Genomic DNA, 14,611 nt, shown 5'->3' with positions numbered 1-14,611 from the left:
TTACGGGCTTAGCCCCGATTTAACTATCACCACCTCCATAGGAGGTGGTTTAATACTGACAACAAAAAAGGCGCTGAGAAGCGCCTTTTTATTGTTTCGTAAAAGTCGTTGTCAAAAAGCGATTACTCGTGACCACTCAAAATGGAATTGATGATCTCTGTTGTTGAGCATCCTTCTTCAAAGTTAAGTACTTTCACTTCACCGCCAGCGGCAATCACTTCTTTACCACCTGCAATCTGTTCAGGTTTGTAATCGCCCCCTTTCACCAGAAGGCTTGGCAATACTTCACTGATGAGACGCTGTGGCGTTTCTTCACTGAATGGTACTACCCAAGATACAGCGCCTAAGCCAGCAAGCACCGCCATACGGCGATCGGTTGGGTTCACAGGGCGACCTGGTCCTTTGAGCATTTTTACCGATTCATCTGTATTCACTGCGACAATCAAGCGATCACCCAATTTCGCCGCTTCGTTGAGGTAAGCAACATGACCTGCATGCAAAATATCGAAGCAACCGTTGGTCATCACTACCTTTTCACCACGGGCGCGTGCCATGCGGACAGCAGAAACCAACGCCTGCTCTGTCACCACACCAAAGCCAGATTGATGGCTACCATGCACCGCTTCCGTCAGCTCAATGGTAGACAAGGTTGACGTTCCAAGTTTGCCGACAACCACACCAGCAGCGGCATTCGCCAAGGCACAAGCGTCCTCAATCGGTTTACCCGCAGCCAGCGAGGCAGCAAGCACCGAAATGACCGTATCACCCGCACCTGTGACGTCGTAGACCTCTTTCGCCAATGTCGGCAGATTGAGAGGCTCCTTGCCATCACGCAGCAATGTCATGCCATTCTCACTACGCGTAACCAGCAAGGCATCCAACTCAAATTCACGAATAACCGATAAGCCTTTCTCAACCAGATCGGCATCATCTTTCACTTTACCGACGACGGCCTCGAACTCACTCAAGTTAGGAGTCAGCAGAGTGGCACCGCGATAGCGTTCGAAATCAGCGCCTTTCGGATCCACCAATGTTGCAACGCCAGCTTTGCGCGCCATATCGATCATAGGACGAATATTCTCTAATACTCCTTTCGCATAATCAGACAAGATCATAGCTTTTGCGGTCGGCAGGGCTTTTTCTATCCGCGACAAAATTGGCGTGACATCCACATCGTGGAAACCTTCCTCAAAATCCAGACGAATCAACTGCTGATTGCGGCTGAGGATCCGAAGTTTGGTGATAGTGGGGAAATCTTCCAACTCAACAAAATCACAATCCACTTTCAAGGAGGTTAACTTATCTGCCAGTACTCTTGCTTGTTCGTCCTGTCCTGTCAGCCCAACCAATGTTGCCTGACCTCCAAGAGCGGCGATATTCAACGCAACGTTTGCCGCCCCACCCGGGCGCTCTTCGGTATGATCGATTTTCACGACAGGTACAGGTGCTTCCGGAGAAATACGCCCGGTTGGCCCATACCAATAACGATCCAGCATGACATCACCCACAACCAGAACATCGGCTTGTTGGTAATCTGGCAAAGTCAGTTTCATTTTCATCTCCACGGAAGCGTTAATGGGGGCGATATTAACACAAGCGCACAGATGGGACAGCCGTAAAAATTTCCTCTACAATAACGCCCCTGTTTTGTTTTTCTGGTAGCCCGTCGTTCGTTTATGAGTAACTTTGAAGCGCCCAAATTTACATTGTCTCTTCTCCACCCGAAGTATCTTCATACTTGGGTTGGGGTGCTCCTAATGTATCTGATCAGTTGGTTACCTTACCGCGTACAACGCGCCGCAGGGAAAAAGCTGGGTTTATTGGTAATGAAGATTCTGAAAAGCCGCAAAAAAGTGGCGGAAAGGAATCTTGAGCTTTGCTTTCCAGAGATGACACAAGTAAAACGGGAAGACCTACTCAAAGAGAATTTTGAAAACGCAGGCCTGGCATTATTTGAGACTTGTATGGCCTGGTTTTGGCCTGACTGGCGCGTCAAAAAGCACATTACTTATAAAGGATTTGAAAAGCTTGATGAACTCCGCACTGAGGGAAAAGGGCTGCTGCTGATCGCTGTTCACTCTTACAACATTGAAATCACTGCTCGCGCCTTTGGACTGAAAGCCAGAGGCTATGGCATCTATCGCCCGAACACCAATCCGGTTTTTGAGTGGTTTCAGCACTACGGCCGCACACGCCAAAATGGACTGATTGATCGCCTCGATGTGAAACAAACCATACGACGATTGAAAAAGGGCGATGTCGTCTGGCTGGCACCGGATCATGATTACGGCAGGCACAGATTCACATGGCTCCATTCTTTGCTGTCGACAAAGCTTGTACGACAACAGGGACCTCTATGTACGCCAGAGCCAGCAAGTGTAAGGTGGTTCCCTTGTCTCTGGTCAGGGACAAAGAAGGCACTGGATACACACTGACGTTGGAGCCGGAGCTAGAAAACTTTCCCTATCACGACGAACAGGAAGCCGCCGTTGAGGTTAATCAGGCCTGCGAGCGCTCAATACTCAAAGCGCCGGAACAGTATATGTGGCTGCATAAGCGCTTCAAAAGCCGCCCGGACGGTGAGCCACCCGCATACGAATAAAAAAGGCGCAATATGCGCCTTTTTTATTGAGGTAAATCCAATCAGTGCAGCGAAAGACAAGTCAGACTGTCATCCACTTTTGCCATGCCCGAGTGACCACCTCGCGCTCGTCCTCAAATAAGGTGTTATCAACGTCTACGCTTTTATCAAGCAAGTTAAGCCGGTGAATTTCGTCACGAAGGGTGACATAAGCGGCAACCAGCTGTTCGGCGTCACCACTTTGCAAAATGCCCGCCTTCTCCATATCTTCTAGAATTCGGATATTGTCACTCCATCGATAGAGTTCGGCGCTTTGATGACCAAATTGCAGCACAAGATATTGAGTTAAAAACTCAATATCCGTTATGCCGCCTGGGTCTTGCTTGATATGAAATTTACCTGCATTTTTGCTACCCAAGTTGTCACGCATTTTTACTCGCATATCGGCGACTTCTTTACGTAACTTCTCTGTATCTCTGACACGAGACAGCACATCATCACGCACAGCAAGGAAGGCGTCGATCAAAGGTTTATCGCCATACACAGGGCGAGTGCGCACCAGCGCTTGATGTTCCCATGTCCAAGCTTCTTTTTGCTGATACTCATGGAAAGACTCGACGGTTGACACCAACATGCCAGATGCTCCTGATGGCCTCAGCCGAGTGTCTATCTCATACAATACACCTGATGCGGTACGGGTTGAAAATAGATGGACCACTCGTTGCGCCAGCCTAAGGTAAAACTGGCGACCATCTATTTCCTTTTTGCCGTCGGTGTAAATATTCTCAGGGCAGTCATGCAGGAAGACCACATCAAGGTCTGAACCATAACCAAGCTCAAGGCCACCCAATTTACCATAGCCAATAACCGAAAAGCCTTTTCCATCACGACCCGCTAAATGGGTGGGCTGACCATACTTCTCAGCCATTTGATGCCAAGCCTGATTGACGACGGCCTGTATGATCGCCTCCGCGAGAAGTGTTAGATGATCACTCACCCGCATCAAAGGAAGTACCCCCGCGATATCCGCGGCAGCAATCCTTAAAAGCTGGGTTTGCTTGAATTGACGGATCATCTCCATTTGCTGCTCCATATCCTCCTCCGGTACACGGGCAAGGTACTCAAACAGCTCATTCTTATATTGCTCTGGTGGGGTTGGGTGATAAAGGTGCTGAGGATCCAGAAGTTCATCCAGAAGCACCGGATAATTAGCTAATTGCTCTGCCACCATAGGGCTAGCAGCACAAAGCTTAACGAGGTGAGATATGGCCGCTGGGTGCTCATCAAGAAGTTCAAGGTAAGTTGTTCTTGTCGCGATCCTGAGCAGCAGTTTGCCAATTCTCGGCAGAACAATATGGCCATCTTCTCGGCTTAGCATGGCGCTTAAGATCACCGGCATGAGATGATTCATCACCTCCCTGCCTCGGCTACCCAGAGTACGCTTACTCAATTCCGTGCGGAAATGAACCAGCGCACCAGCAATGGATTCAGATTCTGCCGCTTCAATATCGGTAAGGATCGCCAGCGCTTCATCCTTATGCCGTGAGACAGACCAAAGCTCATGATAAACGGCATCTACTGCCTTCTCATCGTCCTCTTCATCATCCCCGATCATTTGGTCGAAGATAACGTGAACATCAGCCATGTGCGTTTCCAGTTTCTGACAAAAAGATGACCAGTCCTCTTCTCCTAACGCTGCCACCAGGCGGGTTTGATCCCTCTCATTATCAGGTAATGTCTGCGTCTGCTTGTCGTCTATCGCTTGCAGCAAATTCTCGACCCGACGCAGATATCGGTAGGCAACGCACAAGGTATCAACCTCGTCTCTCGGCATTAAGCCAAGGCTCGCAATCTCTTCCAACGTTTCAATCAGACCATGGTGTCTTAGGCCTGGCTCACGGCCACCTCGGACAAGTTGAAGAGACTGGGCGATAAATTCTATCTCTCGGATCCCGCCTGGGCCCAGTTTGATATTGTCCTTTAGGCCTCGCCTACGCACTTCGCTTCGGATCATTGATTTCATGCGACGCAATGATTGGATCGCACTGAAGTCGATATAACGGCGAAACACGAAAGGCATCAACATGTCACGCAATGCGGTATAACTTTCCGATTGCTCGTCACCCATCACCCGGGCTTTGATCATCGCATAGCGTTCCCAATCTCGGCCCTGCTCCTGATAGTAGTCTTCCATCGCAGAGTAGCTCATGATTAAAGGCCCACTGTCACCGAAAGGCCGAAGACGCATATCCACGCGATAACAAAAACCATCAACCGTGTGCTGATCTAACGCCTTGATCAAATGCTGACCTAAACGGGTAAAAAATTGTGCGTTGGCAATCGAGCGACGAGCGCCCTGAGTTTCTCCATTTTCGGGATAAGTAAAAATAAGATCGATATCAGAGGAGAAGTTGAGCTCCTGACCGCCAAGCTTACCCATACCCAACACCAGCATTGGCTGCGGATCTCCCTGATCGTTGCAAGGTGTCCCCCACTGTTTACAGCAGTGAACATAGAGCCAGTGATAAGCCTCCATGATCATGGCTTCGGCAAGCTCAGACAGGTGGATCAGGCTTTCTTCCAAAGAGATATCGTTGTGAATATCTTTCCATGCAAGCCACACCATTTCCCGCCGTCGGTGTTGGCGCAGTATCTTCATAAACTGATTTTCGTCAGTCACCTGAGACAGCGTGTCACGCAATAATGAACGATATGACTCACGCCGCGTCACACCTTTAAGTGCATCAGATAACCAAGGAAGCAGCGACTCATCGCTGCAAATAGCGCTATTGATGAAGTCACTCATACCCAGAGAAAATGCCAATGCCTCTCTGGCATCACCTTTCCATGAAGCAATGTTATCGGGCTGACGCTCGGTCAGGTTATCAGTGGCCTGAGTAGCCAAAGGCTGAAGAGAAGAAGGCAGCGACATGGTGTTCCTTTCGTAGGCTGTCAACATGGCCTATACCTTAGCACAGGTGATGGACGAGCAAAGTGGGCGGAGAATTGAATCTTATGAAAAAACCCGCCTTAAGGCGGGTTTGGGGAAGTATGAATAGCGTGTCTTTTTCAAAGACAAACAAGACACATCAAATGACGAACCCCTTAATTTTTTCGTCTAGCTCGTGAGCATTCTTCTTAATTGCACCAGACGTTTCTGACAGCTCAGAAACCACATTGACAGAGCCATGCACCAGCTCTTTCACGCTAGTCAGGTTCACATTCATTTCATCCGCAACCGATGCCTGTTGAGAGGCAGCTGATGCAATCTGGAAGTTCATGTCATTAACCTGAGCAATCTGATCAACGATGAGTTCGAGCTCTTCACCAGCCTTACTCACACTCTCCACACTGTCGTCGGCTTCCGCAACACTCTGCCTCATCAAAGTCACCGCCTGTAGGGCGATATCCTGAAGTTGGTCGATCATTTTCTGGATCTCAACTGTCGCTTTCTGTGTGTGCTGGGCCAAGTTTCTCACTTCATCGGCAACCACAGAGAAGCCACGGCCAGCCTCACCAGCACGTGCTGATTCAATCGCTGCATTCAGCGCAAGCAAGTTGGTTTGCTCAGAAATTCCTTGAATAGTCACAACGATAGAGCTGATTTTCTCAACGCGATCTTCAACCTGATTCACCACATTGGCTGATTCTGTGAGATCCGATGAAAGCTTGTTAATGCTGTCGATGGTTTTTCTCACATACTCTTTACCGTTGTATGCCTGAGCACGAGAACTCTCTGTCGCATCTGATGCTGCACGGGCATGACCAGCCACATCTTGCACTGTAGATGACATTTCGCTCATGGCAGAAGCGAGCTGATCGATTTCAGCAAACTGCTCACGGGCCGCTTCATGGGTCTGCTCCATAGCAACAGTCATTTGCTCGGCCATAACAGAAAGTTCAGACGATGAACCGCGCTGGTTATCCAACAAGGAAGCAATATGGCATCGGGCCGTTTCAAGTTCTTTCGTCAGGTCACCGAACTCGTCTTTGCAATCCATTTCGATTGGCTGACTCAAATCGCGTTTCGCCATAGCACGAATGCCGTCGGCAATATGGCGTATCTGGCGAATGATGAAACCGGCACCACTGAGCAAAACAACCATAAAGCAGCCAATCATGACCACCGTTTGCCATGCAATCTGGTAGAGAAAACCCGTATAGTAATCGTCTGCCGCATCAGCCGTTTTAGAGGCAACAGCAACCCACTGCGACCCGCTGACAGGCACCGCAACCCCGCTTTTTCCAGATGCTTGCTCAATATATTCAAACATGCCCGTCGCAGTTTTGAGCGCACTGCCTAACACGCCTCCCTGCTCCAGCTTGGCATTCAACTGATCAACCCGTGTTGCACTAGGGTGACCAAGGAGTTGGCCAGATTTTGTATCGACTAGGAAAGTAATATCGCTGTTGCTCACCTGATTTTGTCTCTTCAGGGTAGATGCAATCGTTTCAGTACCAGATGGCTGGGATTGTAATGATGCCGCAAGTGCTGCTGTGCGCTCAGCCTCTAACTGCGTTTGAGCATGCGTGAAGTCGTTTAGCGACTGACGAAATGTTTCCGCATCCCAGAGTTGTTTGCCCACAATCAACAGCGTACTAAACACCATCAGTATCACCATTTTGGGTACCAGCTTAATATTGCCCAGAGCTTGCTCCCATGGGCGTAACGTCATTTTTGCCATAAATCACAACTCCTTGATGCGCGTAGCGAGGTCTGCAAGCCATCTAAATAATCAATAACGTGGCTTATCTTATTGCTATAACGGCGAGAAATATGGGGAGTTGATCAAAAATGATAGCTAAGTGATGAAAATATGACTCAGATCTAAATCATTTGGCTCTAAGTCGGTTCGTTCCAGCGGAAAATGCCAATAAAAAAGCCGACACTCCACGTGTCGGCTCTATATCGCAGGCAAAGGGGCGATTAATATCGGTTAGTTATACCAATAAGGTGTTAACCCAACTCCGATATAACGGCTTTGTTGCATTGCATGAAGTAAGGACTCTTCTTTACGGCGAAGCCATTTTTCAATCTGCGCTGCGTCCTCATCACCGTCAATATCCGACGCAAGCCCCCGAACAGGCTCAAGCAGCTGAAGATCCTCCATTCCCTGCAACAGGTCCAGCCATGGCAGACGGAAGTGATGGCGGCTCTCTTCGTCATAAAGCGAAGATAAACACATTCCAGTCAGCAGGTTTCTCTGAAGGCGCGACAGTTGGTCGTAGTAGCCGTAGCGGTCAAATTCGTTGGCCGTACCAAACACCTCAAGGAGCTCTTCCCAAGACTGACCGAGCAGCTTCTCAGCAAAACCTGAGACAGGCGCCGAGAGCTTTTCGCTGGCTTTCTCATCAAGGAAAGGACGCCAGCCCTGTGTCAGTAACCAGCGACTGAGATCAAGCAGAAGATTACAGTATCGGGATGAATGGAACAGCTCAAGTAACTCGCTGCGTTCAGGTAACGCGTCATACTTTTCTTGCAGGCCTTTCATCAACACTTTTTGGCTATTGAGCTTTCGGAGGAAGTGTCCTTTATCGTCCAATAAGCGTTCAATGGCCATCGCCTCATCAATCCAGCTCAGCTCACCTTCGAGCCATTGCAGCTCCTGACGAAGAAGTGCACTGGCACGACGCGGGATTAACCCTCCGTAGAGCACCAGCGTCTGGCGGATGAGTGACACTGACTGACAAATCTGTTGTAGCGCGCGCATCTCAGGGCGCTCAACATAAATTTGTTCGTGGTAATGCCAGTGTTCAAGTGCATGCTCGAGGATGGTGATAAACGCTTGCTCGGTCGTTTGTTCTGACTGCAAACTGACGACAGACAATGGCTTAACCTCATCGCCATAATAGCCACTGAACAGCCGATATCCTCTCGCCGCTTTGCTGAGGTTACCGAGTCGCAGTCCTCCAAAATCGGCAAGCTCTCTGGCCAGCGTAAACAGCGCGCCTGTCTGACCCGATTTGAGTTCTATTTCGACTTCGCAAATAGGATCAAGCCCGCCCTGCTCAGTGCTGACCTGACCGTTATCATAAGCCAGCTCAATCTGACTACCGTCAGGCATGGCAATCAGCCATTGCTGACGTTCAAAGTCTGTTGAGAATAGCGGAATCAGTGTCGATGCCAACAACTCTGCGTTCACAGAGTCAGGCCACACTTCCGCAGGCAACAGGCTGATATCCGGGGTTGGCCCGGTTAACTCGGCATTGTATTCCGGTCTTTGGTGAAGGCCCGCAACAACACGGCCCGCCGTTTTAAGCGTCTGCACAAAAACATCGTCATAGCGTCTGACACGCATACCAATGTCGTTGTGGCGGAGTTGAAGATCTGGCGTGTCGTAATAAATATTGCCCAGATTTCGATGACTTTGCTGCAAAACCTTAAGATCAGCAATCTTGTCCCGAAGGTGACGTGAAAAATCGGGAGAGACGAAAAACTTAAGTTCTATCTCAGTTTCCATACAGGTACCTATAACCAATAGCAAACCAAGGATATGGACAATTTAGTTTACGGGCAAGACCCATTCGTAATTCCCTTTCTTGAGCATTAAGTTATTAGAAAGCTGTTTCATTGCTTTTGTGATTAGGATAACATTCGCCGCTCATTTAATTGTCGTTTAATATTTAACCTGCGTACCAGGTTAACAGGTAGATACGGCTATGCCAGTAAATACAATTGTTGGTCTTTTTGCGAAAAGTCCTATTAAACCATTACAGCGTCATGTGAGTCGTGTGAACGATTGCTGCTCTTTGCTTGTCCCTTTCTTCGATGCGTGTGAGCACGGAGACTGGGAAAAAGCCGAAACCCTGAGAGCAGAAATCTCAGAGATTGAGAAAGATGCAGATATTCTCAAGCGCGAAATACGCCTCAAACTGCCCCGTGGTTTGTTTATGCCCGTCGACCGCACGGACATGCTGGATCTTCTGACCCAGCAAGACAAACTGGCAAATCTGTCAAAAGACATCGCTGGCCGCGTCATTGGCCGCAAACTCCAAATGCCTTCCGCACTCTATCCTGATTTTGTCGCCTATGTGCAACGTTGTCTGGACGCTGCCGAGCAGGCTCGTCGCGTTATCAACGAACTGGATGAGTTGCTGGAAACCGGCTTTAAAGGGCGTGAAGTCACGCTTGTTGAAGAAATGATCCACCAGCTGGATACCATTGAAGACGATACTGACAACATGCAAATCAAACTGCGGCAGAAGCTGATGACTATCGAAGACCAGTTCAACCCTGTTGACGTCATTTTTCTGTACAAAATCCTCGAATGGGTCGGTGCAATTGCTGACCAAGCGCAACGTGTCGGCTCCCGACTTGAGTTGATGCTATCTCGTTCTTAGTCATCCATAGACGATAAATAACAAGGTAATACAATGGAAATCCTGGCGAATTACGGCACTATCATGGTGATAGTAGCCGCAGCTTTTGGTTTCATGATGGCAATTGGTATCGGTGCAAACGATGTCGCCAATGCATGGGTACGTCAGTTGGCTCGAAAGCACTGACAGTGAAACAAGCCATCATCATTGCCATGATCTTTGAATTTGCTGGCGCCTATCTGGCTGGTGGTGAAGTCACCGATACCATCAGAAAAGGCATCATCGAAACCTCTTATTACACCAATCAGCCCGAAGTATTGGTATACGGCATGATGGCCGCGCTGCTTGCTGCAGGTACCTGGCTGCTGGTGGCTTCCTATATGGGCTGGCCTGTTTCTACTACCCACTCAATTATTGGTGCCATCATTGGTTTTGCCTGTGTCTCCGTCGGTACTGACGCCGTTGACTGGGATTCGATTCAGGGCATTGTGGGTAGCTGGATCATCACACCGCTTATCTCAGGGTTCTTCGCCTACCTCATTTTCGTCAGTGCACAGAAACTGATATTTGATACTGACAACCCGCTAATCAATGCCAAGCGCTTTGTGCCAGTCTACATGTTTATCACGGCGGCCATTATCGCCATGGTAACCATCAAGAAAGGCCTCAAGCACGTCGGTCTTCATCTGACTACGCCTGAAGCGGTTTTCGCTTCTGTTGTATTTTCTTCCATCGTAATGGTCTTCGGTTATCTGTACATCAATAAGAAGTATAAAAACGAGAACGAGACAGGTAGCAACGGCTTTGCAGGTGTAGAGCGTGTATTTAGCCTGCTGATGGTTGTTACTGCATGTGCGATGGCTTTCGCACATGGCTCTAACGACGTCGCTAATGCCATCGGTCCGCTGTCTGCCATCGTCTCTACCATCGAGCACATGGGCTCTATCACAGAGAAAAGCACCATCGCATGGTGGATATTGCCGCTGGGTGGCGTGGGTATCGTGGTAGGTCTTGCAACCATGGGCCATAAAGTCATGGCAACGGTTGGCTCAGGCATTACTGAACTGACACCGAGCCGCGGCTTTGCAGCACAGCTGGCGACAGCTTCAACGGTTGTATTGGCCTCAGGTACGGGTTTGCCTATCTCAACCACACAAACTCTGGTTGGCGCGGTACTGGGCGTAGGCTTCGCTCGTGGTATTGCAGCGCTAAACCTCGGTGTTGTGCGCAATATTGTGGCGTCATGGATTGTAACCCTACCTGCTGGCGCACTGCTGGCTGTGATCTTCTTCTACCTGATGGAAGCAATCTTTAATTAATCAGAAATTTAATTCGACCCGACACTGAACTTTTATAAAGTGATGCAGGTCGAATCAATCTAGTTAAAGGCCGACGTCGGATCTAAAAAAGGGAGCTTATGTCTCCCTTTTGTTGTACGCCTATCCAAAATTTTTTAGTATCTGTCTGATATCTTTCTCACGACCTAACCAAAGGAAAAAACCGTGAAGCAATTCTTTTCAGCCTTGGCTCTGGTAATGCTTTTGCTTGCACCCAGTGCATTCGCGAAGAGTCAGTATATTTCTGAAGACCTTTTCACCTACATGCACTCCGGTCCGGGCACCAAATATCGCATCATTGGCAGTGTTGATGCTGGCGAAGCTGTGACTGTGATTGACGGAAAACAAGACGGTTACATGCAGGTTATCGACTCGCGCGGCCGCAAAGGATGGATCAGCGGTAAATATATTTCTGATAAGCCGGGACTCAAAGTCAGACTACCGGCGATGGAAAAAGAACTGAAAACCCTCAAGGCGGCGCTCAACAGTGCACAACAAGACGCAGACACCAAGCAGAAAGGCCTTGTGGAATCACTGTCTCAACGCTCTACTCAGCTTAAAGAGTTGCAATCAAGCAACAGTGCGCTTAACCAGAAACTGATTGATGCCGAATCTGAAATTCGCGAGCTTCGCGCGAAAATTGATACGCAAAAAGACGACCTTCTGATGCGCTACTTCATGTATGGCGGCATTGTTGCAGGTATAGGTCTGCTCTTCGGATTGGTGCTGCCACATCTGATCCCAAAGAAAAAACAGCACCCTCGCGGCTGGGCGTAAACAAGTATCCAAGAATGAAAAAAGCTGCCTGTTGGCAGCTTTTTTTGCTTATGAGGTTGCTATTACCATTCAGTGAGCGCAGGTATCGCAATCAGCCACTCTTCAAACTGAACAACCACTTGTTGAGACTCAATACCACGGAGCAAGACACTCCCTTCCAGTCTCTGTCCCTCTCTCACTTCGCGGTCATTAACTTTGATCCAACGGCCATCCGCTTTTGAGGAATAAACATGTTGTTGAAAATTCATCTTAGGTAAGCGGCGTTGCACGTCAGCCGGTAAATCGCCAATTCGAACAACGCCAGACTGCTCTTTGGTTCGGTTAAGTTTGTTATCCAGCGCACGACTTGTGTCACGAGTCATCGCTGATTGCACTCTCTGCGCTAAATCAGGCGGCAGTGACGACAGGTCGAAGTCATCAATACTAAGCCCATCTGAGTCAGTCTTTTTCGCCTCTGATGGCGTTGAGACAAGCGTCTCGGTCTGTCTGACAGCCTGTTCAAACCTCTCTTTCAAGCTTTTAGAAGCATCAATGTCATTGGTATTGTTCAGTTCGTCCTTCAAACGATTAATCTGCTCGCTGCGCGATGGCGGCGTGGTTAGCGGTATCGCTGCTGTTTCCGCAACCTCAGACGGATCAATGCGACTTTGTGCCAATTTAGGCCCGATATCTTCTTTCACACTGGCGATGGTCATCATGGTTTTCGGGCCTGCAATACCGTCTACTATCAGGCCATAGTCTTTCTGGAACTGAAGCACTTTTTCCCAGACGGTGTAATCAAATACCTCACCACTGGGTCGTCGCTTGTCATCACCCAAATTGCTGACCAACCATTTCACCCGCTCCCCACGCTGACCATAATTGATCTGCCGGGCAGACCCAAACGGCGGACGCCAGAGTACCATAGCTTTGCCGGTCCAATTCCTGCGAAGCCACTCCCGATCTCGGACGACTCGCTCTCCCGCCACATTAAGCGACACCAAGTTATTGTCTTGCCCCTCAAGAAGCGCATACCAGCGTGCGCCATTCTCCTTCATGGTCAATACAGCGGGGCGGTTCAGTGTCGTCAATGTTTCGAGTGTGAATGTTGATGAAAGGCAACTGTGGCCACTTTTTACTGACTTTGAGCACTTCCCTGTCGAAGGAACACTACCCACCCCCCAGGCCTTGTAGAGGCTTCTCAACGCCAATGAAGGGTCTTCCGCTTGTTGGAAGATGGTCAGCTCAGGTATCGCAGGTGCATTATCTAACGCAAAGTCATCATTCTCACTGGTTAGGTAGGCATCAAACTCCGCAATCGGATCTGTGCCATCAAAAACGTCCTGCTCAGACGTGACTAGAACATCCGAGATCTCAGTTTCCTCAGGCTCATTGATAAGCGTTTCTTCAGAAGGTAACTCAGGTATTGAGACAGGCTCATCAGTCAGCACCACAAAAGCAGGCGTTTCATTATTCGCCGCTGTTTGTTCTGTTTCTATTCCATCTCTCGAAGCCTGCTGCTGCGCAAGGTCGGACACTGACTGTTCAGGCGAAGACGCGGGCACCGCAGGTTGATTTACTATCGCAACCAAATCAGACGATACAACCTTAGATGAGACTAAATCAGATTGTTGTTCTATTCCTTTGTTTTGCTCAGACTGTAGTGCCGCCACATTGGTCGCTTGCTGCGTGTCCTGAGGCGAATATTCGAAAAGGGATTTCAGAGCAAAACCCAGAACAACAGCACTGGCGGCTGTTCCCACATAATACGGCCAGTACCGGGCATGACTTCGTTTCTCGACCGTGTCTTGCCAGTGGAGGACCTCTTTACAGGCCAATGTTGCCAGCTTGGCATCAACACGGTAACTCCTCGCCATGCAGGCTTTTTTCATTGCCGCATCACAGGCGAGGTTTATCAAGCGGGGAATTCCCCCCGTCTCGCGGGCGATCACTTTGATTGCGCCAGGTTCGAACACCGGGTCTAACCCGCCCGCACAAGACAAACGGTGCGAGATATATTCTTTCACTTCCTCCGTTTCCAGAGGCATTAGATGATAACGTGCGGTTATTCGCTGGGCGAGCTGCCTGAGCCCGGGCTGGCGCAGCAGATCAAGAAGCTCAGGCTGGCCAATCAAAATCACTTTCAATAGTTTTCTTTCTGTGGTTTCGATATTGGTCAGCAGCCTTAATTGCTCAAGCACGTCCGGCAGCAGGTGCTGCGCTTCATCCACCAAGAGGACTGTCTGAATGTTATTGGCATCATTGGTTTTCAGGCGCGCAACAATCGCATCATGCAGTTTCTTAGTGCCATCTTGCGGTTCGTGCGACAGCGTGAGTTCATCGCAGAGCGTTTGCATCATCTCAAGGACAGAAACCGACGGGTTGAGAAGTTCAATAACTTCACTGTCATCACTCATCCGTTCGCGCAGCGCCCTGAGGGTCATGGTTTTACCCGTGCCCACTTCACCCGATAGCAAGGCCAGACCACCACCGTCAGCAATGCCTGACAGCACATGTTTTAACGCTTCTTTATGGCGATCACTGAGGTAGTAGAATTTAGGATTAGGCACAATCGCAAACGGCGACTCGCTCAGTAGAAAGAAATCGTTATACATCT

At 49.2% G+C, this 14,611-nt stretch carries 7 protein-coding genes and 2 pseudogenes; 4 read left to right on the top strand and 5 right to left on the bottom strand.

Translation table 11 applies throughout. The features are described from left to right. Positions 1 to 122: 122 nt before the first annotated feature. Positions 123 to 1,553 (bottom strand): bifunctional D-glycero-beta-D-manno-heptose-7-phosphate kinase/D-glycero-beta-D-manno-heptose 1-phosphate adenylyltransferase HldE, encoded by a 1,431-nt coding sequence (hldE, locus tag CS022_RS23045; protein ID WP_129124225.1) that lies wholly within the window; start codon positions 1,551 to 1,553, stop codon positions 123 to 125. A gap of 123 nt (positions 1,554 to 1,676) precedes the next feature. On the opposite strand from hldE, the pseudogene lpxL reads away from it, so the two are divergent. Then, positions 1,677 to 2,602 (top strand): annotated as a pseudogene (gene lpxL, locus CS022_RS23040) (LpxL/LpxP family Kdo(2)-lipid IV(A) lauroyl/palmitoleoyl acyltransferase). Positions 2,603 to 2,663: 61 nt separating this feature from the next. Here lpxL and glnE read toward each other — a convergent pair. From glnE to CS022_RS23025, 3 genes are all read right to left on the bottom strand, one after another. After that, complete coding sequence (gene glnE / locus CS022_RS23035; protein WP_129124229.1) at positions 2,664 to 5,513, bottom strand: bifunctional [glutamate--ammonia ligase]-adenylyl-L-tyrosine phosphorylase/[glutamate--ammonia-ligase] adenylyltransferase; 2,850 nt, start codon at positions 5,511 to 5,513, stop codon at positions 2,664 to 2,666. A 157-nt stretch (positions 5,514 to 5,670) separates the two neighbouring features. Then, positions 5,671 to 7,266, bottom strand: coding sequence for a methyl-accepting chemotaxis protein (locus CS022_RS23030; protein WP_129124224.1), 1,596 nt, complete (start codon positions 7,264 to 7,266; stop codon positions 5,671 to 5,673). A 252-nt stretch (positions 7,267 to 7,518) separates the two neighbouring features. After that, positions 7,519 to 9,042, bottom strand: a complete 1,524-nt coding sequence (locus CS022_RS23025; protein ID WP_129124223.1) for a CYTH and CHAD domain-containing protein — start codon at positions 9,040 to 9,042, stop codon at positions 7,519 to 7,521. Between the two features lie 199 nt (positions 9,043 to 9,241). On the opposite strand from CS022_RS23025, the gene CS022_RS23020 reads away from it, so the two are divergent. The 3 genes and pseudogenes from CS022_RS23020 to CS022_RS23010 all read left to right on the top strand — a co-directional run bounded on the left by CS022_RS23020 (position 9,242) and on the right by CS022_RS23010 (position 12,015). Beyond that, positions 9,242 to 9,922, top strand: a complete 681-nt coding sequence (locus tag CS022_RS23020) for a TIGR00153 family protein (RefSeq protein WP_129124222.1) — start codon at positions 9,242 to 9,244, stop codon at positions 9,920 to 9,922. Between the two features lie 33 nt (positions 9,923 to 9,955). After that, a pseudogene (locus tag CS022_RS23015) lies at positions 9,956 to 11,220 on the top strand (inorganic phosphate transporter). 183 nt (positions 11,221 to 11,403) lie between these two features. Next, complete coding sequence (locus CS022_RS23010; protein WP_129124221.1) at positions 11,404 to 12,015, top strand: TIGR04211 family SH3 domain-containing protein; 612 nt, start codon at positions 11,404 to 11,406, stop codon at positions 12,013 to 12,015. Positions 12,016 to 12,077: 62 nt separating this feature from the next. On the opposite strand, the gene CS022_RS23005 is transcribed toward CS022_RS23010, so the two are convergent. Then, a complete protein-coding gene (locus CS022_RS23005; protein WP_129124220.1) occupies positions 12,078 to 14,609 on the bottom strand; it encodes an AAA family ATPase in 2,532 nt (843 codons plus the stop codon). Positions 14,610 to 14,611 lie beyond the last annotated feature (2 nt).

Source organism: Veronia nyctiphanis (genome assembly GCF_004116385.1).
In the GTDB taxonomy this organism is placed as follows: domain Bacteria; phylum Pseudomonadota; class Gammaproteobacteria; order Enterobacterales; family Vibrionaceae; genus Veronia; species Veronia nyctiphanis.
This window is presented reverse-complemented; position numbering and strand designations above follow the sequence as displayed.

Coding starts and splice junctions, on each gene's coding strand:
- hldE (WP_129124225.1), bottom strand. CDS start 1,553: ATGAAACTGACTTTGCCAGATTACCAACAAGCCGATGTTCTGGTTGTG.
- glnE (WP_129124229.1), bottom strand. CDS start 5,513: ATGTCGCTGCCTTCTTCTCTTCAGCCTTTGGCTACTCAGGCCACTGAT.
- CS022_RS23030 (WP_129124224.1), bottom strand. CDS start 7,266: ATGGCAAAAATGACGTTACGCCCATGGGAGCAAGCTCTGGGCAATATT.
- CS022_RS23025 (WP_129124223.1), bottom strand. CDS start 9,042: ATGGAAACTGAGATAGAACTTAAGTTTTTCGTCTCTCCCGATTTTTCA.
- CS022_RS23020 (WP_129124222.1), top strand. CDS start 9,242: ATGCCAGTAAATACAATTGTTGGTCTTTTTGCGAAAAGTCCTATTAAA.
- CS022_RS23005 (WP_129124220.1), bottom strand. CDS start 14,609: ATGTATAACGATTTCTTTCTACTGAGCGAGTCGCCGTTTGCGATTGTG.